This window comes from Shewanella salipaludis (assembly GCF_012911865.1).
In the GTDB taxonomy this organism is placed as follows: domain Bacteria; phylum Pseudomonadota; class Gammaproteobacteria; order Enterobacterales; family Shewanellaceae; genus Shewanella; species Shewanella salipaludis.
The window spans coordinates 179,987-200,665 of the sequence record NZ_JAAXYH010000004.1 but is presented as its reverse complement, the minus strand read 5'-3'; the positions used below and the strand labels follow the sequence as shown (position 1 = coordinate 200,665).

General features: G+C 58.1%; 17 protein-coding genes. 8 read left to right on the top strand and 9 right to left on the bottom strand.

All coding sequences use genetic code 11. The features are described from left to right. Positions 1-53: 53 nt before the first annotated feature. A complete protein-coding gene (gene paeA / locus HC757_RS08105; protein WP_169563817.1) occupies positions 54-1,358 on the bottom strand; it encodes a polyamine export protein PaeA in 1,305 nt (434 codons plus the stop codon). A 286-nt stretch (positions 1,359-1,644) separates the two neighbouring features. On the opposite strand from paeA, the gene HC757_RS08100 reads away from it, so the two are divergent. From HC757_RS08100 to HC757_RS08070, 7 genes are all read left to right on the top strand, one after another. Then, positions 1,645-3,168, top strand: a complete 1,524-nt coding sequence (locus HC757_RS08100; RefSeq protein WP_169563816.1) for a YifB family Mg chelatase-like AAA ATPase — start codon at positions 1,645-1,647, stop codon at positions 3,166-3,168. 268 nt (positions 3,169-3,436) lie between these two features. Further along, entirely contained in the window at positions 3,437-3,751 is a 315-nt protein-coding gene (locus HC757_RS08095; protein ID WP_169563815.1) for a hypothetical protein, read from the top strand. A gap of 281 nt (positions 3,752-4,032) precedes the next feature. Beyond that, positions 4,033-4,875, top strand: a complete 843-nt coding sequence (locus tag HC757_RS08090; RefSeq protein WP_169563814.1) for a PhzF family phenazine biosynthesis protein — start codon at positions 4,033-4,035, stop codon at positions 4,873-4,875. Positions 4,876-5,117: 242 nt separating this feature from the next. Further along, positions 5,118-6,038, top strand: a complete 921-nt coding sequence (locus tag HC757_RS08085) for an acyltransferase (protein WP_169563813.1) — start codon at positions 5,118-5,120, stop codon at positions 6,036-6,038. Then, the gene (locus HC757_RS08080) at positions 6,031-6,984 is read left to right on the top strand and encodes an acyltransferase (RefSeq protein WP_169563812.1); all 954 of its coding nucleotides are present in this window, start codon (positions 6,031-6,033) and stop codon (positions 6,982-6,984) included. The genes HC757_RS08085 and HC757_RS08080 overlap by 8 nt, the downstream gene beginning before the upstream one ends. A gap of 280 nt (positions 6,985-7,264) precedes the next feature. Continuing rightward, positions 7,265-8,710 (top strand): bifunctional 2-methylcitrate dehydratase/aconitate hydratase, encoded by a 1,446-nt coding sequence (locus HC757_RS08075; protein ID WP_169563811.1) that lies wholly within the window; start codon positions 7,265-7,267, stop codon positions 8,708-8,710. Between the two features lie 217 nt (positions 8,711-8,927). After that, positions 8,928-13,448 (top strand): EAL domain-containing protein, encoded by a 4,521-nt coding sequence (locus tag HC757_RS08070; RefSeq protein WP_425313955.1) that lies wholly within the window; start codon positions 8,928-8,930, stop codon positions 13,446-13,448. A 124-nt stretch (positions 13,449-13,572) separates the two neighbouring features. On the opposite strand, the gene HC757_RS08065 is transcribed toward HC757_RS08070, so the two are convergent. From HC757_RS08065 to HC757_RS08050, 4 genes are all read right to left on the bottom strand, one after another. Further along, a complete protein-coding gene (locus HC757_RS08065) occupies positions 13,573-14,664 on the bottom strand; it encodes a branched-chain amino acid aminotransferase (protein WP_169563810.1) in 1,092 nt (363 codons plus the stop codon). A 132-nt stretch (positions 14,665-14,796) separates the two neighbouring features. Further along, on the bottom strand, positions 14,797-15,570 hold the full coding sequence (locus HC757_RS08060) for a DUF1223 domain-containing protein (protein WP_244623320.1): 774 nt from the start codon (positions 15,568-15,570) through the stop codon (positions 14,797-14,799). A 181-nt stretch (positions 15,571-15,751) separates the two neighbouring features. Continuing rightward, on the bottom strand, positions 15,752-16,102 hold the full coding sequence (locus HC757_RS08055; protein ID WP_169563809.1) for a RidA family protein: 351 nt from the start codon (positions 16,100-16,102) through the stop codon (positions 15,752-15,754). A 37-nt stretch (positions 16,103-16,139) separates the two neighbouring features. Beyond that, positions 16,140-17,681, bottom strand: coding sequence for a Na+/H+ antiporter NhaC family protein (locus HC757_RS08050; RefSeq protein WP_169563808.1), 1,542 nt, complete (start codon positions 17,679-17,681; stop codon positions 16,140-16,142). A 180-nt stretch (positions 17,682-17,861) separates the two neighbouring features. On the opposite strand from HC757_RS08050, the gene zapB reads away from it, so the two are divergent. After that, complete coding sequence (gene zapB, locus HC757_RS08045) at positions 17,862-18,062, top strand: cell division protein ZapB (RefSeq protein WP_169563807.1); 201 nt, start codon at positions 17,862-17,864, stop codon at positions 18,060-18,062. Here the strand turns inward: zapB and HC757_RS08040 are convergent. The 4 genes from HC757_RS08040 to HC757_RS08025 form a co-directional block, all read right to left on the bottom strand. Beyond that, on the bottom strand, positions 18,059-18,271 hold the full coding sequence (locus HC757_RS08040; protein WP_169563806.1) for a DUF1107 family protein: 213 nt from the start codon (positions 18,269-18,271) through the stop codon (positions 18,059-18,061). The two genes, zapB and HC757_RS08040, sit on opposite strands and share 4 nt — an antisense overlap. Before the next feature lie 360 nt (positions 18,272-18,631). Next, positions 18,632-19,240, bottom strand: a complete 609-nt coding sequence (locus tag HC757_RS08035; RefSeq protein ID WP_169563805.1) for a thiol:disulfide interchange protein DsbA/DsbL — start codon at positions 19,238-19,240, stop codon at positions 18,632-18,634. A 130-nt stretch (positions 19,241-19,370) separates the two neighbouring features. Continuing rightward, complete coding sequence (locus HC757_RS08030) at positions 19,371-20,372, bottom strand: serine/threonine protein kinase (RefSeq protein ID WP_169563804.1); 1,002 nt, start codon at positions 20,370-20,372, stop codon at positions 19,371-19,373. Next, positions 20,359-20,676, bottom strand: coding sequence for a DUF3630 family protein (locus HC757_RS08025; protein WP_169563803.1), 318 nt, complete (start codon positions 20,674-20,676; stop codon positions 20,359-20,361). The genes HC757_RS08030 and HC757_RS08025 overlap by 14 nt, the downstream gene beginning before the upstream one ends. Positions 20,677-20,679 lie beyond the last annotated feature (3 nt).

The following is a 20,679-nucleotide window of genomic DNA, read 5'->3' as shown; positions in this document are numbered from 1 at the left end:
CCAGTATTAACAGCTAAATCTTGCTTGCCCCAGAGGGTGAAGCAGGTACAAGATCACTGCGCCTTATCCAAGGCATCGAGACGGGTCACCAGCAACTGATCTACCCTGTAGGCATCTATGTCCACCACCTCGAACTTGTAACCTGCATAGTTAACGAAATCTGTGCGTTTGGGGATCTTACGCAGCATATACATCATGAAACCCGCTATGGTCTCGTAGTTCTGGCTATGGGGGAACTCTTCTATGCCGAAGGCGCGCATCACGTCGGTTATCGGCGTCACTCCGTCCACCAGCCAGGAGTTGGCATCGCGGGCGATGATCTGCTCTTCGCTCTCGTGCAGCGACCAGGCCCCCATCACGGCCCGCTGCAGATCGTTGGTGGTCACTATCCCGACCACCAGGGCATACTCGTTCATCACCACGGCAAAGTCGGCGCGGCTGTTCTTGAAGTATTCCATCGACTCGGACAGGCTCAGGCTGTCGGGAATGATCAGGGTATTGTGCACCAGGTTACTGCCTTCCAGGCTGATCTGCTCGCCGTTGATCACCCGGATCAACAGCTCCTTGGCATCGACCACGCCCTTGACAGTGTCCAGCTGGCCGTCGCAGACCAGGAACTTGGTATGGGGCGCCTCGGTGATCTTGCGCTTTATGTCCTCTTCACTGTCCTGCAGCAGAAAATACACCAGGGTGTCCCGCGCCGTCATGGCCGAGGTAACGGAAACCGTTTGCATTTCAAACACATTTTCCATCATCTGCTGATCGCCTCTGTCCAGCACGCCGGCCTCGGCACCGGCATTCATCACGGCATAAATATCGTCCGAGGTGATCTCATCGTTGCGTGCTGTAGGGATATGCAGCAACTTGAACAGGCCATTGGCCAGGCCGTTGAACAACCACACCAACGGCCTGAGTACTGTGATGCACCAGGACATGGGGGCCACCAGACGCAGCGCCACCCACTCTGGCATCGCCATGGCGACGCGCTTGGGCATGAGATCCGCCAGCAGGATAAACAGACTGGTGACCAACACGAAAGACAGGAGGAAGCTCAGCTTGCCGAGCCAGGGATCGGCCAGCCAAGGCTGCAACAGGGCAATGAAATGGGGCCTGAAGGCGGACTCGCCGACGATACCGCCCATGATGGCGACGGCATTGAGACCGATCTGCACCACGGTGAAGAAACTGCCGGGATGGGCCTGCAGTTGCAGCACCCGCTCGGCCCGCACGTCGCCCTCATCGGCCAACTGCCGCAGGCGTATCTTGCGCGACGCCGCCAAGGCGATTTCCGACATGGAGAAGAAGCAGCTGGCACCGACCAGGCATAGGATCACCAACAGGTTATCGAACAGAGTCATGGAACACCTTATTTAACAATACAGCTTATGAGCTGACTTAAGACAGCGCTCGCCAAGGCAGCAACAGGACGGCTCCGGTCGCGCCAGTACCCAGGTTCAAGTCTAGCGGCCGACAGTCGTGGCCGGGTTATTATATCCGCTTGTTGCCATTGGGAAAGCCCCACGGCATTTGCCATGGCCGCCAGCGCCACTATTCGCCCCCATGGCCGAGCCCAAGCCTGGCCCCAGGCAGGAGCGCCAATAGCTGCTAGACTCAAATTATCTTCCAAAACAAAAGGATTTGTTGATGGCTATCGCCTGTGTCACCACCCGCGCCAGCGCCGGCGTCGAGGCACCGGAAGTCAAGGTGGAAGTGCATCTGAGCAATGGCCTGCCCGCCTTCAATCTGGTTGGCCTGCCCGAGGCCTCGGTCAAGGAAGCCAGGGAGCGGGTCCGCAGCGCCCTGATCAACGCAGGCTTCGAATTCCCGACACGCAGGATCACGGTCAACTTGGCACCGGCCGACCTGCCCAAACAGGGCGGCCGCTACGACTTGCCGATCGCCATAGGGATACTCGCCGCCTCGGGGCAAGTGCCGCTCCAGAGCCTGAAGGAGATGGAATTTATCGGTGAGTTGGCGCTGTCCGGCCATATCCGCTACTGCCAAGGCCTGTTGCCGGCGATACTGGCGGCCAAGCGTCAGGGGCATGGCCTGATCATGCCCCTGGATAACCGCCATGATGCCGAATTGGTCGGCTATGGGGCGGTCCGCTTCGCCGCCCATCTGCAGAACCTGACCGCCTGCCTGCAGGGACAGGCTCGGCTGCCCGGCATCAGCAGCCGCCTGGAATGGCTGACCCCCGAGCCACAAGCCCCCCAGCCCTGCCTGAGCGAAGTGCTGGGCCAGTACCAGGCCAAGCAGGCGCTGGAGATCGCCGCCGCCGGCAACCATAACCTGCTGATGCTGGGGCCACCCGGCACGGGCAAGACCATGCTCGCCAGCCGCATCATGCCGCTGCTGCCGCAACTCAACTATGATGAGGCACTGGAGGTCGCGGCCCTGCATTCTGTGGCCGGACTGGACATCAAGCCGGAGGATTTCCTGCGCCGGCCCTTCCGTTCGCCCCACCACACCAGCTCGGCCATCTCCCTGGTCGGCGGCGGCAGCATTCCCAGACCCGGGGAGATCTCCCTGGCGCACAGAGGCGTGTTATTTCTCGACGAAATTGCCGAGTTCCCCCGCAAGGTGCTCGACTGTCTGCGTGAGCCGATGGAGACGGGCGAAGTGGTGATCTCCCGCGCCGCCGCCAAACTCACCTTCGCCAGCCGCTTTCAGCTGATTGCCGCCATGAATCCCAGTCCCTGCGGCGATGCCGACAGCCAGTCCAGGGCCACCCCGGAGCAGATCCAGCGCTATCTGGCCCGTCTGTCCGGGCCTTTCCTCGACCGTTTCGACCTGACCATAGAAGTGCCCAGGCTGCCCCAGGGCACCCTGACCCAGACGGCACAGTTGGGGGAAAACAGCCAGGTGATCGCCGCCAGGGTCAAGCGAGCCAGAGACATTCAGTTAGGCCGCCAGGGGATGCTGAACGCCGAACTCAGCGGCACTCAGCTCAAGCAATTCAGCGGCCTGTCCGAGGCAGATCTGCTGTTTCTCGAGCAGAGCGTGGTGAAACTCGGGCTGTCGGTGCGCAGCTTTCACCGGCTGCAGCGCGTCGCCCGCACCATAGCGGATCTGCAACAGGAGCCCAGGGCGCAGCGCAGCCATTTGGCCCAGGCCCTGGGTTACCGGGCCATGGACAGGTTGCTGGCCCGGCTGGCACAACAATAGCGCCAATCACATCCGGAGCCTGCCCAAGCCCTGCCGAAAAAGCGGTACAGCCTGGCGGACACTCGACTCTGTCCGCAGGGTGAGCGGACACCCGCGGCGGACAGGGCTCAGGTTTAACCCCGGACAGAAAAACACATAAAGCATTGAAACTTAATGATAAGTAGTTTTGGCACGCTTACTGCTATCTATACAGCGAAGATACCACTGCGACATCCATCCAGGATATCGCCAGGGCCAGAGGGCCAAGCCAAGCTACAAGGAGCCAATAATGAAAACATCCATCACCCTGCTGTTAGTCAGCATCTTGTCCGCCATGGGCACCATGGCCCATGCCACAACCGCCGAGGTCTACCTTGCCGGGCCTGAAACTGTGACGTCCTCAGGGCTGCGACTCGGTTCATTCCGGAGCGCAGCCCTGGAGAAGGCCGCATCACACCACGACAAACTGCGACTGGAGGCAGAGATAGACGGGCTGCTGGCACAGACGGGACCCTTGAGCGACGAGATACTGAGTCAACGCCAGACACAGCTTGCCTCGGATCCGGCTCCGGATGCGCTGGCCTTTAACCTGAACGGTCTCTAGGCCGCCAGGCTGCCCCGGCGGGCACTAAACAGATACACAGAAATAACACTTTGACACAGGCCTTTAGACAAAGGCATTTAGACACAGGCACTTTGACATAGACATTTAGGCATAGGCATTTAGACACGGGCATTTAGACAAAAGCACTTTTACTTAGACGCCTTGTTTGGCATGCTGCTCCGGTTACAGTAAGATTTTTGTTTCTGGTTATCATGACTCAAGCGGGCAATCGAGTGGCGGCCCTTAACCTTATGCCATGCACTGAACATTCGGGAAAATAGATGAAGTGTAAGTTAGTGGATGTGTTTACCAATACCAGGCTCACGGGCAATGGACTGACGATTTTCTACGATTTCGATGAGCTGACTGCTGCGCAAATGCAGGCCCTGACCCAGGAGATGCGCCAATTCGAATCCATCTTTCTGACTGCTGTCGATGGCAAGTATGCGGCGAGGATCTTCACAGTGGAGGAAGAGCTCGACTTCGCAGGTCACCCGCTCATAGGGTTGGCATACCATCTACATGAAGCGTTCGGAGCGGCTCCTGCCCATCAATGGTCGGTCGAGCTGAATCACACCAGCGTATTGCTCACAAGCTCGGTCACTGAGGGGGCATTTACCGCCACCATGACTCAGGGTCGGCCCGACTTCATCAAGACGCTCAGCCCCGAGGAAGCCTCTGTCTTGTATGCGGCGCTGAACCTGGGCGCAGCGCACAGGGCCGGCCAGGCTGCCGAGGCGATCTCAACCGGCCTGCCCTACATAATACTGCCTGTGACCCATGGCCTGGAAGACATAGAGTTCAAGGTGGCAAATCTGGAACCCCTGCTGGAGAAACATGGCGCCAAGTTTCTCTATGTGCTGGATATCAATAGCGTAGAAGGCAGGACCTGGGATAACTGTGGCAAGGTTGAAGACGTAGCGACCGGCAGTGCCGCCGGCCCGGTTGCCGCTTATCTGCATAAGCACGCACTGACACAGAGCAATGACTTCATCATACGCCAAGGGCGATTCCTGGGAAGACCCAGCGAAATAGCCGTCAGCCTGGAATGTGACGCCAACGGGATCAGCAAGATTAACGTCAGCGGTAATGTGGTGAAAGTCGCCGACATGCACTTGGTCTGATAAGTTGCGGCATCCAGCATTGGCATTCGGCTCTAGCTTAAGCGGCTGGGTTTAAGCGGCTGGGCTTAAGTCGCTGGGCTTAAGCAGCGTGCAGGCAACCTGCACGCCTCCTCCGGCACAAGTCAGAATATGCATGCCCCAACATACCTGAAGCAGCTTAGGCTGCGCTAAATTCTGCCCGAGATTGAGCCCGGAGCCGACACCGAGTAACATAGGCCTCCCTTTTTTGTCAGGAGAGTTGCATGCGGGCATTATTAATACGAGTCAGGGGCTGGATCGCCTTCTGTGGATACGTGGTGAATACCCTGTTCTGGGTCATGCCTATCTTCGTCATCAGCCTGTTCAAACTCATTCCCGTCACACCACTGCGCACCGGCTGCAGTTATCTGCTGGATCATTGCGCCAGCGCCTGGATCAGCGTCAATACCCTCATTGAAAAGCTATTCCACCCGGTCGACATTCGTTTCTCCGGTGACACGCATTTCTCCACCCAGGAATGGTACATGGTGATCGCCAACCACCAATCCTGGGTCGATATCCTGATACTGCAACGGTTGCTGAATCATAAGATCCCTTTCCTCAAGTTCTTCCTCAAGCAACAGCTGCTGTATGTGCCTGTGCTGGGGCTGGCCTGGTGGGCCCTGGATTTTCCTTTCATGCGCCGCTACAGCACGGCCCAATTGAAGAAAAATCCCAAACTCAAGGGCAAGGATATAGAGATCACCCGTAAGGCCTGTGCCAAGTTCAAGCATAAGCCCGTCAGTGTGATGAATTTTGTCGAGGGCACCCGCTTCAGCCCAGCCAAGCACAGCAAGCAGGGCTCGCCCTATCGGCATCTGTTGAAACCCAAGGCGGGCGGCATGGCCTTCGCCCTCTCGGCCATGGGCGAGCAGATCCATAAACTGGTCGATGTCACCATCTACTACCCGGGCAAGGTGCCCAGCTTCTGGGAGTATATCTGTGGCGATCTGAGTCGCGTCTATGTCGATGTGAAGATCACCGACATAGCCCAGGAGATGCGCGGCGACTACATGAACGACAGACAATTTAAGATAGGCTTTCAGGAGCAGCTCAATCTATTGTGGCAACGCAAAGATGCACTCTTGAGTCAGTATGCCGAGCAGGCGGACAAGCAAGCAGAGGATAGCGCCAAGCATGTTTAGTTTTCTTCCCGGCCCAGTCCTGTTCGCCCTCAGCCTCAGCCTGCTGATCATCAACACTGTCCTGTGGAGCGGCCTGATCAGCCTGGGGGGCATAGTCAAGCTCCTGCTGCCGATAAAGCCACTGCAGCTGGGGATCACGGCGCTGATGAACCGCTGCATGTGGGCCTGGGCCAGCTGCAACGGCGGCATACTGTTTCTGATCGCCAAGATAGAATGGGATGTCCAGGGGCTGGATGAGCTGGACAAGCATGGCTGGTACCTGCTGGTCAGCAATCACCTCAGTGGTTTCGACATAGCAGCGCAAACTTACCTGTTGCGTAACCATATCCCCATGCTGAAGTTCTTTCTCAAGAAGGAGCTGCTGTATGTGCCCTTGATGGGGCTGGGTTGCTGGGCACTGGACATGCCCTTCATGAACAGAACCAGTCCGGCCAAGTTGAAGAAGAATCCCAAGCTCAGGGGTAAAGATCTGGCGACCACCCGCCGCGCCTGCGAGAAATTCAAGCACATGCCGACGTCGATCATCAACTATGTCGAAGGCAGTCGCTTCACCGAAGACAAGCGCCGGCGCCAGAACTCGCCATACCGCTACCTACTGCGGCCCAAGGCCGGCGGTATCGCCTTCACCCTCGCGGCCATGGGTGAGCAATTCACCAAGGTGCTCGATATCACTTTGGTGTATCCGGACGCGCCCAAGGACATACTCTTCGGGGTCATGAGCGGTAAGGTCAACAAGATAGTGGTGCGAATCCAAGCCCTGCCGGTGCCCAGAGTCGACGACAAGCGCTATTTCAGCGATCCCGAGTACAGGGTCGATTTTCAGCGCTGGCTCAACCAACTCTGGGCCGATAAAGATCGCCTGATCCACCAGATACTGCAACAACACACCGCCTCTGTGTCGGCAACCGAGCCGGAAAAACAGCCGGCAAAAGCCCCGAAAGAATAACGCCCATGCGGCGCCTGCATAGGCGCCGCTCCGCATGCCCTCCCCATGCCCTCCCAGTGCCTAGTGCATTAGCGCCTTAGCGCCCCCATGCACAGATCCTTCCCTGACGCTCAGGCATACCGAGCCCGCGCCGGCCCCAAGTTCATGCCATCCGGTTGGCAAATGCCATTGAGTTCGACCAGACTGACAGAGCCATAGGCCCAGTCTGAGCCCAGGCAAATCGACCGGACGAGCGGGCAACAGCCCATGAGTCAAGACCGCGCAACAGGGAGCATAAGCCATGTCAGCCAATGTGGAAGCCAACGTCCGCCCCCAACCGGATCCCGTGCTGGTGGATATTGCCGACTATGTCTGTGACTATAAAATCGACAGCAAGGAGGCCTACCATACGGCCCGTTACTGCCTGATGGATAGCCTGGGCTGCGGCCTGTTGGCGCTGCGTTTCCCCGAATGCACCAAGCACCTGGGGCCACTGGTACCTGGCACTCTTGTGCCATACGGGGCGCGGGTACCTGGAACCCAGTTGCTGCTGGATCCCGTCAAGGCGGCCTGGGACATAGGCGCCTGCATCCGCTGGCTCGACTACAACGACACCTGGCTGGCGGCGGAATGGGGCCATCCCTCGGACAATCTGGGCGCCATCCTGGCGGTCGCCGACCATGTGTCGCAGCTACGCGTCGGCCAGGGCAAGTCTGGGCTGAGCATGAGAGAGGTGCTGACCTATATGATCAAGGCGCACGAAATCCAGGGGATACTGGCGCTGGAGAATAGTTTCAACCGTGTCGGCCTGGATCACGTGCTGCTGGTCAAGGTGGCCTCGACCGCGGTAGTGACCCATATGCTGGGCGGCACCAAGGCGCAGATCATCGACGCCCTCTCCCAGGCCTGGATCGATGGCCAGTCGCTGCGCACTTACCGTCACGCGCCGAACGCCGGCTCGCGCAAGTCCTGGGCCGCCGGCGATGCAGCCTCCCGGGCCGTGCGCCTGGCAATGCTGACCATGACGGGCGAGATGGGTTATCCGAGCGCCCTGAGCGCCCCAAGTTGGGGCTTCTGCGATGTGCTGTTCGAGGGTAGAAGCCTGCAAGTCACCCGCCCCTACGCCAGCTATGTGATGGAAAACATACTGTTCAAGGTCGCTTACCCGGCGGAGTTTCACGCCCAGACTGCGGTCGAGTGTGCCCTCATGCTCCATCCGCAAGTCCAGGCGCGCCTGGAGGAGATTGCCGAGATAGTCCTGTCCACCCAAGAATCGGCGCTACGCATCATCTCCAAACGCGGCCCGCTGCATAATCCGGCCGATCGCGATCACTGCCTGCAGTATATGGTGGCCATCCCACTGCTCTACGGCAGCCTGAGCGCAGAGCACTATGAAGACGCTGTCGCCGCCGATCCGCGCATCGACGCGCTGCGCGCCAAGATGCGGGTCGAGGAAGACAAGGGCTACAGCGAAGACTACCTGGACCCGCAAAAACGCAGCATAGCCAACGCAGTACAGATCTTCTTCAAGGACGGCAGCGCGACCGGGAAGGTCGAAGTGCACTACCCCCTGGGCCATAGACGTCGCCGTGCCGAAGGCATTCCCTTGCTGGAAAGCAAGTTCAGGCATAACCTGGCGAGCCGTTTCGCCGCCAAACGCAGCGGCGAAATCTTCGACCTCTGCCACCAGCAGACACGGCTGGAAAATACCCGGGTGCATGAATTTATGGCCATGCTATACGTCTAGCCCTGTGTCTCAGCCCGCCCCAGAGATGGGCCTGCCAACCCAGCGCCAGCCAGGGAAACATTTGTGACAAATTTCACTAAACCTTTAGCCAGTACAGTTATAAGAGTGTTAATATTGCCCCATTAAGGTGCTAAGAGTACCGACTCCATGATGACTATCTTATAGATAGCGACAACAAGATGTCTCCACCAAGAGACTCATTCGGATAGAGGCGAATTTGGGACAGCCAGCTAGCCCGCTCGTGCGCATATTCCTGTATTTTCATGTTCTGCTGTCGTGGACCTTTCTGGCCCTGTATGCGCCGGCTGCCGTCGCAGCTCCGGTGCTGCCATCCGTATTGAAATTTGAACACCTGACCAGTCAGGATGGCCTGAACCAAAATACCATTACCAGCCTGTTCATGGATAAGGCCGGCATGTTATGGGCCGGCACCCAGGATGGGCTGCATAGCTATAATGGCAATGATTTCCGGGTGTTCCTGCATTCCTCCCAAGACCCTGACAGCATTTCGGAAAGCTATGTCACGGACATAATCCAGGACGGCGATGGCTTCCTCTGGGTGGCAACCCTGAGCCATGGCCTCAATCGGCTCGATCTCAACACAGGCAAATTCCAGCACTTCGACAAGGCCCAAGGCCTGGATGATCCCAGAGTCACCAGGCTCGGCGTGACAGGCGATACCCTGTGGATAGGCACGGAAACTGGCCTGTATACCCTGTCACTCCACAACGACAGCATCAAACGGCTGGAGCTTGGCAATAGTCAAACACCCAAGATCACCAGCCTGGCCAATGCCGCCAACACCTATCTGCTGGTTGGCACCCAAGAGGATGGCGCCTTCGCCATCAGCAGCAACAAGATCACCCAGCTGGGGTTGCCACAAGGGCTGCCGGTAAACCAGATCCGGGCGACCTCTCTCTATTCAGTCTGGTTCGCACTGAAGAATCAGCTGTGGCACTACAGCCTGGAAACCAAACAAGCCGAACTCGTCTGGCAACAAACGCCCTCGGCGACCGACGTTGCCAACATAACCGACTTCTCCGTCTCGGCAACCGGGGACATATGGGCCATAAGCCCAGGCAAGGGGCTGATACAGATAGATAATGCCGGCACCCATTTGCATGTCAAATATCATATGAATGCCCCGCAACGCGGCTCCAGTCTCAGCGACAGCAACATGAGCCGCCTGCTGCTTGACCACTCAGGCACCCTATGGATTGGCGGTCTCTATTCCGGCATAGACAGGGTCAGCCTGGATAAGCAGCATTTCGAATATTTCTTCGAAAACAACAATATCAATCCACGTCAAAACAATAATATCCGCGCCCTGTTTCGCGCCGCCAACGGCGATCTCTGGATAGGCACGGATGGCGGTGGCTTGAAGAGCCTGCCCCATGACGGCGACGACTACCTGCATCACAACGCCCTGTTTGCCAGGGCTCTCGGGCTGAAGGAAACGGAACTCAAGCTGATCATCCGCGACATAGCCCAGGACAGGCAGGGACGGCTATGGTTCGCCAGCAATTATGGTGTCGCCGTCCTGGCTCCCGACGGCGACTTCAGCTTGCTTTCCCTGGAAGATGACGGCCTGGGGCGGCAGCAGGACGAGCTGGTGCGCAATCTGGAATTCGACGCCGAGGGCCGGCTCTGGGTCGCTACCGCCAGGGAGCTGTATGTCAAACCTGCAGACAGGGACGAGTTCAGGCAATTCACGTTCGCCTCCCTGCCGGAATTCGACGCCGAAACCAACCAAATCATAATCGTCAGGGCCCTGGGGAGTCGCCTCTGGCTGGGCACCTTCAATGGCCTCGTCAGCCTGGATCCCGACACGGGCGCCGGCCGCATGTTCCACCAGGAAGGCGACTCTAACCTGGGCCTGAGCAACGACAGAATACGCGACATAATCCAGGGCAGAAACGGGGATATCTGGGTTGCCAGCCATGGCGGTCTGAGCCGCCTGCGGCCACAGGCCGAGGGCTATCGATTTACGCACTATAACGGTGCCCAGGGACTGCCGAGCGATACCGTCTATGCCATGCTCGAAGACAGCCAAGGCGACATCTGGCTCAGCAGCAACGCCGGCATCAGCAGATTATCCCCGGATGGCAGTATCATCACCTTCAATGAGCTCGAAGGCCTGCAGGCGCTGGAATACAATGGTGCCGTCGCCATGGCCGATGACAACGGCGATCTCTGGTTCGGTGGCATACGCGGCATCAACAGGTTCAATCCGGCCCAGATCCCTTCACACAGGACGGCGAACCCACCCACGCTGACAGGCTATAAGATAGCCGGTCACGCCCATCGCTTACTCGACCTGAGCCAACCCCCCGTCATAGAGATGCAATTTGACGATCAGGTGATAGGCTTCGAGGTGGGTTCACTGGATTTCAGCTACCCGGGCCAGTATCTATTCGACTACCGACTCGAGGGTTTCGACAGCCAATGGCACACGTTGCACAACACGTCTGAGATCACCTACACCAACCTGCCTCCGGGAGACTACACCCTGAGGGTGCGCCAGGGCCTGCAATACAATGCCCCAGGGGAGGAAACCCTGGAAGTGAAACTCAAGGTGCTGGCGCCTTTCTACCTCACCCAGCTGGCCTACGGCCTCTACTGGCTGACAGGATTGGCCCTGCTGCTGGGTTTCAGCCTGCTGCAGCGCAGGAAACGCCTGCGCCAGAGGGAATTCGAAACCAGCATCAGGGCGTCGGAGGAGCGGCTGAAGCTGGCACTCTGGGCCTCGGGGGACGGCATGTGGGACTGGAGCATTTCCAAGGATCAGGTTTACCGCACCAACATGGCACCTCTTTCGGCCTATGGCAGCGGTACTCAGACCCTGATAGACAATATTTATCCCGAAGACAGGGCCAGGGTGAGGCAGGCCCTGACAGATCACCTTGAGGGGAAATCGGCGTTCTACGAAGCCGAATATCGTATAGAGCAACAGCCGGGAGAATTAATCTGGCTGCTGGATCGCGGCAAGGTGGTCGAAACCGATGGCAACCAACAACCCGTGCGCATGGCCGGCACCCATAAAGACATCACCAGCCGCAAGCTGACAGAGAATGAGCTCAGGTTGTCATCCCAGGTGCTGCAGAGCATGAACGAGGCCGTGGTGGTCGGCGATCTCAACTTCAGGATCTGCTCGGTCAACCCGGCCTTCAGCGCCATCACAGGCTTCAGCCAACAGGAGGTCTATAACCAGCACTTCCTCTTCCTGGCGCTGGGCAAGAGGCAACGCCAGAGCTACCTGAATATCGAACGTCAGTTGTTGCGCCACAAGCACTGGGCCGGTGAGATCAAGATACGCACCCGCAACCGCAAGAGCATCCTCATCTGGCTGGAGATCAACCAGGTCATAGACAACAAGGGGGAAACCAGCCACTTCGTCGCGGTATTTACCGATATCACGGATCGCAAGAAGGCCGAGGAAGATCTGCGTTTCCTCGCCAGTTTCGACACCCTCACAGGCCTGCCCAACCGCACCCTGTTTCAGGACAGACTGAATCATGCCATAACCCAGGCCCACAGGGCCGGCACCATAGTGGCACTCTTCTTCCTGGATCTCGACAGATTCAAGCATGTCAACGACTCCATGGGTCACCATGTCGGCGACATGCTGCTCAAGTCGGTCGCCCTCAGACTGCAAAACGCCATCAGGGAAGGCGACACCGTCGCCCGTCTGGGCGGCGACGAATTCACCATCATACTCGAGGGCATCAACCAGGCAAAAGCCGCCACTGTGGTGGCCGAGAAAGTGCTGCGGGCATTCCAGGCGCCTTTCCTGCTCGATGACAACACAGTGACCATCTCGCCTTCCATAGGCATCAGCCTGTATCCCAACGATGCGGATAACAGCGCCGCCCTGATCAAGTATGCAGATACCGCCATGTATCATGCCAAGGCATCGGGCCGCAACAACTTCCAATTTTACACCAGCAGCCTGAACGAATATGCGGTGCGCCATGTCCAGCTCGAAGCCGGGCTGAAGCTGGCCATACAGCGCAACGAGTTCCACCTGGTTTATCAGCCCAAGTTCAATGTCATAGACGGCACCCTCAGCGGATTGGAAGCCCTGCTGCGCTGGGAAAGCCCTGAGTTGGGCAACATCTCACCGGCGGAGTTTATCCCGCTGGCCGAGGAAACCGGCATCATCACCCAGATAGGCCAGTGGGCCATACACCACGCCTGCAGCCAGTTGGCCAGCTGGCATGAGCAGGGCTATACCAATGTCGCGGTGGCGGTGAACCTGTCGGCCAGGCAGCTCAAGGCCGACATCATCTCCACCATAGAAGTCGCGCTGGCGGTTTCCGGCCTGGCCGCGAGTGCACTGGAATTGGAACTGACCGAGTCCATGATCATGGCGACGCCCCAGGATTCGGTCGCCATCCTGACTCAGCTCAAGGCCCTGGGGCTCAGCATAGCGGTAGACGACTTCGGCACCGGCTATTCCAGCCTGAGTTACCTCAAGCGTCTGCCGCTGGATACCCTCAAGATAGATCGTGAGTTTGTCAGGGATATTTCCAACGATCCTGATGATGCGGCGATCACCAGCGCCATCATAGCCCTGGCCCATAGCCTGGATCTCAAGGTAGTGGCCGAAGGGGTGGAAACCCAGGAGCAGCTCAACTTCCTCGCCGGAGAAGGTTGTGATCAGGTACAGGGCTTCCTGTTCAGCCGGCCACTGCCGGCAAGCCAATGCCTGGAGCTATTCAAGGCGGGTAAATGGTGACCAAGGCACTGCGCAGCTAAATCAAGGCACTGTGCAGCCAAACCAAGGCACTGCGCAGCCAATAATAAAGGCTCCCCGGGGAGCCTTTATTATTAGGTTGCTTGATGGCACATGAGCCAGGTGTTCAGCCCTGTCGGCGCTCGACCTTCTGCACCCAACCCGGCGGCGCGGCCACCAGGCCCTTCTGCATGTCGGTATAGAGACGATACAGTCTCAGGGTATGCTCTCCCACCTCGCCGTTCCCCACAGTGACGACACGGCCATCTTCGAAGATGTAGGAACCCACGGGTGATACCACGGCGGCGGTGCCGAAGCCGCCGGCCTCGATGATCTCCCCCGCCTCTATGTCGGCGATGAACTTATCCAGCATCACAGTTTCCTGGCGCACTTCACAGCCGAGTAAATCCCCCAGCTCCAGCATGGACTGGGAGGTAATGGACTTGAGTATGGTATCTGTGAAACTCGGGATGATCACTGTGCCATCCTTGAGGATATGGAAGTGGTTCATGGCGCCGACTTCTTCTATCTGCCGATTGCCGGCATCCAGGTAGAGTACCTGCGCCGCGCCATAGGCAGCCGCGGCCTTACCGGCTCGCAGGGAGGCGGCATAGTTGCCCGCAGCCTTGGAAGCGCCCGTGCCACCGGAAACCGCACGGTGGAATTGCTTGCTGATGAGCAAACGGATCGCCTGGTTGACCCCGGCAGAATAATAGGCACCGCTTGGGCTCAGGATGACGCAGAAAGTATATTGATTGCTCGGGCTGACAGACAGCCTGTCTTCGGTGGCGAAGATGAATGGCCGGATATAGAGACAGGCCCCCTCTTGCATCGGGAACCAGAGGCGATCCACGTCTATGAGGGCGTTGATCGCCGCCAATTGCATCTGCTCAGGAAGATTCGGGATACAGACGATCTCGGCCGAGCGGTTCATGCGTTCGGCATTCTTGTTGAGGCGGAAGGTATAGATCTCACCGTCCTCATGCATGAAGGCCTTGGCGCCCTCGAAGATAGACTGGCCGTAATGCAGCGACATGGCGCCCGGCGCCATCTCGAATGGCCCATAGGGCACTATCCGGGGATCTTGCCACTGACCATCACGGTAATCCATCAGAAACATATGATCTGTCCTGAGGTTGCCGAAACCCACATTGCCCTCGGGCCGGAATGGTTCAGTACGGCGCTCTGACGCGGGTTTTAAAGTATATTTTATATCCATGGCATACCACCTTGAAGACTGAGCAAGCAGACTAGGGAGCGACAAGGCTAAAGTCAAGTGTGAGCCGCCCCCCGGGCCGGCAGTGGCGGTAATATTTCTATACGCAGCCGCGGCGGCATCTTGCCCTGCGCCTCACTCGAGCCAATCGGCCACCGCCTGCAGCGGGCGGCCATCGGCTTCAATCCAGGCCACCCAGGCCAGACGGCCCGCAGCGGCAATCTTGGGGATGGCAAACAGCTCAGGCTGCAGCCTGGCGTGGAAGCGGTTGCCGCCCGCTGCAGGGGCCAGCCGAGTGTAGCTCAGCACTATGAAGTCCTGCTGCAAGCGCTTGTGACTGTTCTCGCCCCGCTCCACCCTGGTAATGAACCCGGATCCCACCAAGGCCAGCTGCAAGCTGTACTCCGGACCATGGGTCGAGTCCAGGGTCGCTGTTGGCGTTGGCGTGAAACTCGCCCTCAGCTCGTCGCCGTCAATGCTTAACCTGAGCCGTCCCACCTTCTCCCCCCGTGCCCTTGGCAGGGCTCTATCGCCACCGAACCAGCCGCGCCACTCCCGACCGTCGATCACAAACTGCGGGGTATACACCTGCCGGCTATGCAAGCGCTCCAGGTGCTCATACTGCCGCCGACTGAACGCCCTGTTCCCAAAGGGATCCTGCCAGCCCAGGTAGTCCCAATAGGTCACATGGAAGGCCAGCGGAAAATAGTGCCGCCATAAGTCGGGCTCGGCGCCGAACGCATTCAACCAGGCCTCCGCCGGCGGACAGCTGCTGCAGCCCTGGGAGGTAAAAAGCTCTATGACATGGGGCCTGACATCCTGGCTGAGCTTGTCGAAGCTGTGCAACGACTGGGCCAGCGGCGCCGTGCATAAGAGGCAGAATATCAGTGGCGACAGGGGCTTCATCATGGCGTTTCTCCTTTCTATAGCATAGGAGACCCGCAATTGCCTCAGTGCTATTCAAGTACCCATGATGAGCGGATGCCGCCTCGCGCCAGAGAGTTCAGCCGAGGACGGGCAGAGCAAGCTTGTCAGCCGGCGCCGCCCAGTTCAGGCCCTAAGCCAGGGCAGACGGCGCTGCCTATGCCGCCTATTTCAAGGCGGCGATAACCGACACTTCCACCCTGTACTCGGGCTCGGCAATGGCCGCCTGCACACACGCCCTGGCCGGGGCATGCCCCTCGGCCAGCCAGGCGTCCCAGACGGCATTCATGGCATCGTAATCGGCCATGTCTTTCAGGTAAATGGTCGCCGACAGCAACCGCTCGCGGGAACTGCCCGCCTGGCACAACAGACTGTCGACTTCCTCCAGCATGCTCAGGGTCTGCGCCTCTATGTCCTGGTGCTTATCCTTGGCCACCTGACCACAGAGATACACTGTGCCATTGTGGATCACTGCACTGCTCATTCTCTTGCCTGTTCCCAGTCTCACTATATCCATGCTGTCTTCTCCAGATTTTCGAGGCTAAGCCTCTGATTTATTTTGATGAAAATATCAGGCTATGATCAAGCCTACGCCAGGGTCCATAGTAACGCTTAGCCAATGCCAGACTCAAAACGACCATTGAGGCGCAGCTCAGCCACACCCAGGCGGCGCCCATGCCGACATTGAGCAATTGATACCCCAACAGCGCCGCAACCGCGGCAATCAGGGCGAAGGGCAGCTGGCTCACGACATGCTCGTGGGGCTCACAACCACTGCTGGTGGCACTGAGCACGCTGGTATCGGAAATCGGCGAGCAGTGATCGCCAAACACAGAGCCGGCCATCACGGCGCTGAGGGCGGGGAGCAGCATTTCCGGTGCCACCGCCGCGGCGATTTCACTGCCTATGGGGATCATGATGGCGAAGGTGCCCCAGCTCGAGCCGGTGGCGAAGGCCATCAGGGCGCACAGGAGGAACATCCCCGCCAGCAACAGCTGGCTCGACAGATAGAGCTGGGCCCAGCCGGCGAGCAGGCTGGCCACCCCGAGATCCCGGATCACCGCGCCGATCATCCAGGTGAACAAGAGTATGGCGATGGCATAGAGGATGAGCCTGAAGCCAAGGGCCAGATCCCGCCACAGCAGGCTCACGCTGCGCCCTGTGCCCTTGAGCATGACCAGGGTCAGCAGGCAGGCCAGCAGACTCGCATCACGCATGGCAGCGCCTATGTCCGCCTTGGCCAGCCAGAGGCTCAAATCCCAGCCCGCCACCTGACGGGCACCCGAGCAGAGGGTCAGAACCATGGCGCCCCCCAGCAGGGTCAAGATGGGAACCCCCAGCAACCAGGGATTGGCCTTAGCCGCAGCGTCGGACTGACTCTCGGCCCGGAGACGGCACTTTTCCCAGCCAGGCATGGCCTTGGGCTTGGATATGGGTTTGGGGAAACCCATACCCGACCAGGCGGCCCAAGCGGCGATACCCAGGGTCAGGACGGCATAGAAATTGACTTGCGCCATCTGCAGGAAGGCGCTCAGCGGGGAGACGGGCAAGAAGCCGATCCCCGCCAGCAGAGCCATGACGTACGGCCCCCAGGTGGAGAAAGGCAGCAAGGCACACAGGGGCGAAGCGGTCGAATCCACCAGATAAGCCAGCTGGCGCCGACTGATACCGTATCTGTCCACCAGGGGCTGACACACGTGGCCGACGGCCAGGCAACTGAAGATGCCGTCGATGAACACCAGCCACCCCAGGAGTACTATGCCGATACGCGCCTGAGGTTCACGGCGGACCCTGAGATACAGCCATTGGCCCAGCGCCTCGACGGCGCCGCCCCGGGCCAGCAGCTGGGTCATCATGCCCAGCAATACCATGGCCGCCAACACGTTGAGGTGCCACTGCTGCCAGGCCCCGGCGGCATAAAATTGCTGACTCAGTATGTGCCACAGATAGGCAACGCCGGCGAGGGGCTGCCAGTCGGCGAGCAACAGGCTGCCACAGAGGACTCCCGCCCCTAGGGCGAGCAGGGTGCGCCTGAGCGTCAGGGCCAACAGGAAGGTCAATACCAAGGGCAGCAGCGAAACCAGACTGGCTTGCATCCGGCACTCCAAATAGGAAATAACGACAAGAATACTAACGAGTTAGCAACAAGTGCAAAAGAAAAGCCGTCGACCCGGCATTTAATGTTTATTTTTTGAGCTGTCAGTCATTAGCCCTATTCCCTAAGCGGCGCCGACTGCTAGAATCACAACCCCATCCGAAAACCATAAGGACTCCCCATGAGCCTTGAATTACTGTCCAAGCTGGAAACGAAAATCCAGGCAGCACTCGACACCATAGAGCTCTTGAAAATGGAGCTTGAAGAAGAGAAGCAAAAGAGTCATACCCTGAGTGAGCAAAACCAACAGTTGCAACAGGAACTCAGTTCCTGGAACGAGAAAGTCACAGGTCTTGTTGGCTTGCTGAACAGCGAAATCTAAACCGTTTTCGTTTGATGTGTCTGGGTTGTAAGCAGCCCATTCAATTCAAGAATGGCCTGCTTAACCTTAGGCAGGCTGCTTCTCGGTAACACAAATTTGCCGTTATCGAATTCGAGTCTCCCCAAATCCGCCACCCAGATAACCCCTTTCAAGAAAATGCGCACATGCTTCACGATGAGCTTTGGCGCGTACACGGGAAAAGTTCTCACAGTACCTCCGACATACAGCTTGTTATTCTTTGTCTCAAAGACTCAGACCCGCAGTCGGCCTCCAGAGTTTCCCCCCTGAGGTGATTTGGTGAAAATAAAATCCCCGCCAAGACTAACCAATTGATTATAAAAGCAACAAACGATACCTAAGTTTAACCGTGTCGTAAATATGTCACTTGCCAATAAATTGACACCCTGCTACATTTAAGCTGTTACTCAGGGTAAAACTGAGCCCTATGGCTCTACTGCCGTACTTCTTGCGACCAGGAGGTACGGTTTTTTTTGCCTGAAATTCAAGAGTATGCCATCGGTAAATAAAAAAGGAGCCATTCGGCTCCTTCATTTCGAGGACGGACGTCCTTACTTGGTCGTCAGGTAGAAAGCGATGTCTATCGCCTCGTCATAGGACTTGATAGCGCCGGTTTCGACCCTGTACTTGCCGTTGACTATCAATGTCGGCACCCCTGATACCTTGGCATTTTCGGCCGCACGGCGCATCTTCGCAATCTGCGCATTCACCATGAAGGAGTTGGCGGCGGCATCGAAGTCTTTGGCCGCGACACCGTTGGCGACGAACAGGGCACGGATATCCTCACGCTTGGTGAAGTGCTGCTTCTTCTCGTGGATGGCGCTGAACAGGGCGGCCTCCATGGTCTTCTCCACATTCAACTGATGGGCGACGGCGAAGGCACGCGACATCTCCGGGCCCATTTCCCGGCCGATGAAATCCACATGCGACTGATTGAAGGTGACGTTCTTCGGTATCCTGGCTTCCAGTTTAGGCAGGGCCGTCTTGGAGAAACGATAGCAGTGGGGGCAATAGAAAGAGAAGAACTCGGTGATCTCGGGTTTACTGGTGCCAGGACCGTCGTTGATCACTGTGTAATGCACACCTTCCTGATAATCGACGGCCAATGCGGCCATGGGTGCCAGTAACAGGGCGGCAGCCATCAATAGTACTTTTTTCATGGGTATTCCTTTATTCAACTGGGCAATAATAGGCTTATCGGGTTCGAGATTAACACATTACGTTTTTCGAGTGTATCTCAAGCCGAGAGTTCAATTTCAGGTTAACAAATACCTGGCTCCGACTCTGCTGCTAGTAGGGCAACAGGCTCAAGGGTGGCTCGTCCAGCGCCGCCAACTGCTCCTTGAACGCCAATATCTGCTGCTCCCAATACTTGTCCTCGGCGAACCAGGGGAAGTTGGCCGGGAAGGCAGGATCTTCCCAACGGCGGCTGATCCAGGCGTTATAGTGCACCATGCGCAGGGCCCGCAGCGGCTCGATCAGCACCAGCTGGCGGGTATCGAAATCACAGAACTCCCCGTAGGCTTCGAGCAAGATCTCCAGCTGCAGCAGGCATTGGCTGCGATCTCCGGTCAGCATCATCCACAGATCCTGAATCGCCGGCCCCATACGGGCATCGTCGAGATCCACAAACCCAGGGCCATCAGGGGTCCAGAGTATGTTGCCCGGATGCAGATCCCCGTGCAGTCTTATGCCGGGAAAATCCTGCCCTTGCCAGATGGCCGTCGCCTTGGCCAGCACCTGCTCGACCACGGTGAAGAAAGCCAGCCGCAAACTCACAGGCACATGTCCCGAGCGTTTCAACCAGTCCAGCGACGCCTGGCCGAGGATCTCCGGGGTGAGCGGCTCTCGATAGACGAAACGACCCTGAGCCGCATATTGATGAATGCGGCCGATGAAACGGCCGACGGCCTCCAGTTGGTCGAGATTATCCACCTCGAAGGCCCTGCCGCCGATGGACGGAAACAGGGTGAAACGGAAGCCCTCATGGGTATGCAGTGTCTTGCCATTCAATATGACGGGGATGGCGATAGGCACGTCCTGAGCCGCCAATGCCAAGGCGTAATCATGCTCCTCCTGGATCTGGGCATCGCTCCAGCGCTCGGGGCGATAGAACTTCACCACATAGCGCTGGCCGCGATCGCAGCGAAACTGGTAGACCCGGTTCTCATAGCTGTTCAGGGCCAACAGGCCTGTCTCAGGATAGATACCCAGGTCTTCTATGGCATCCAGGATGAGATCCGGCGTCAATGCCTGGAAATGAAAGCCTGCACCCGTGTTATTGTCCTGCATTCTGTGCCGCCTTCAGATGGGGTTTGAGCAGTTGTGCCAGATAGGCCAACACCTCGAAATCGCTATCCCGCTCGACGCTGAGCCAACAGATATCGCCATAAAATTCATAATTAAGCCACAGGGGGCATGCCTCGAAATCGAGCAGCCACTGATGCCTGTCCGCTCCCCACTGGCGCTCACGCACCTTGGCATCCAGAGCCAACGCCAGCGGCTCGGCAAACTCGCCGAAACGCTCGAAGTCAACCTCGGCCGTGATCGCCAGGCTAAGGGAGCCCCTGTCCAATTGCACCGTCTTTATGTTCATTTC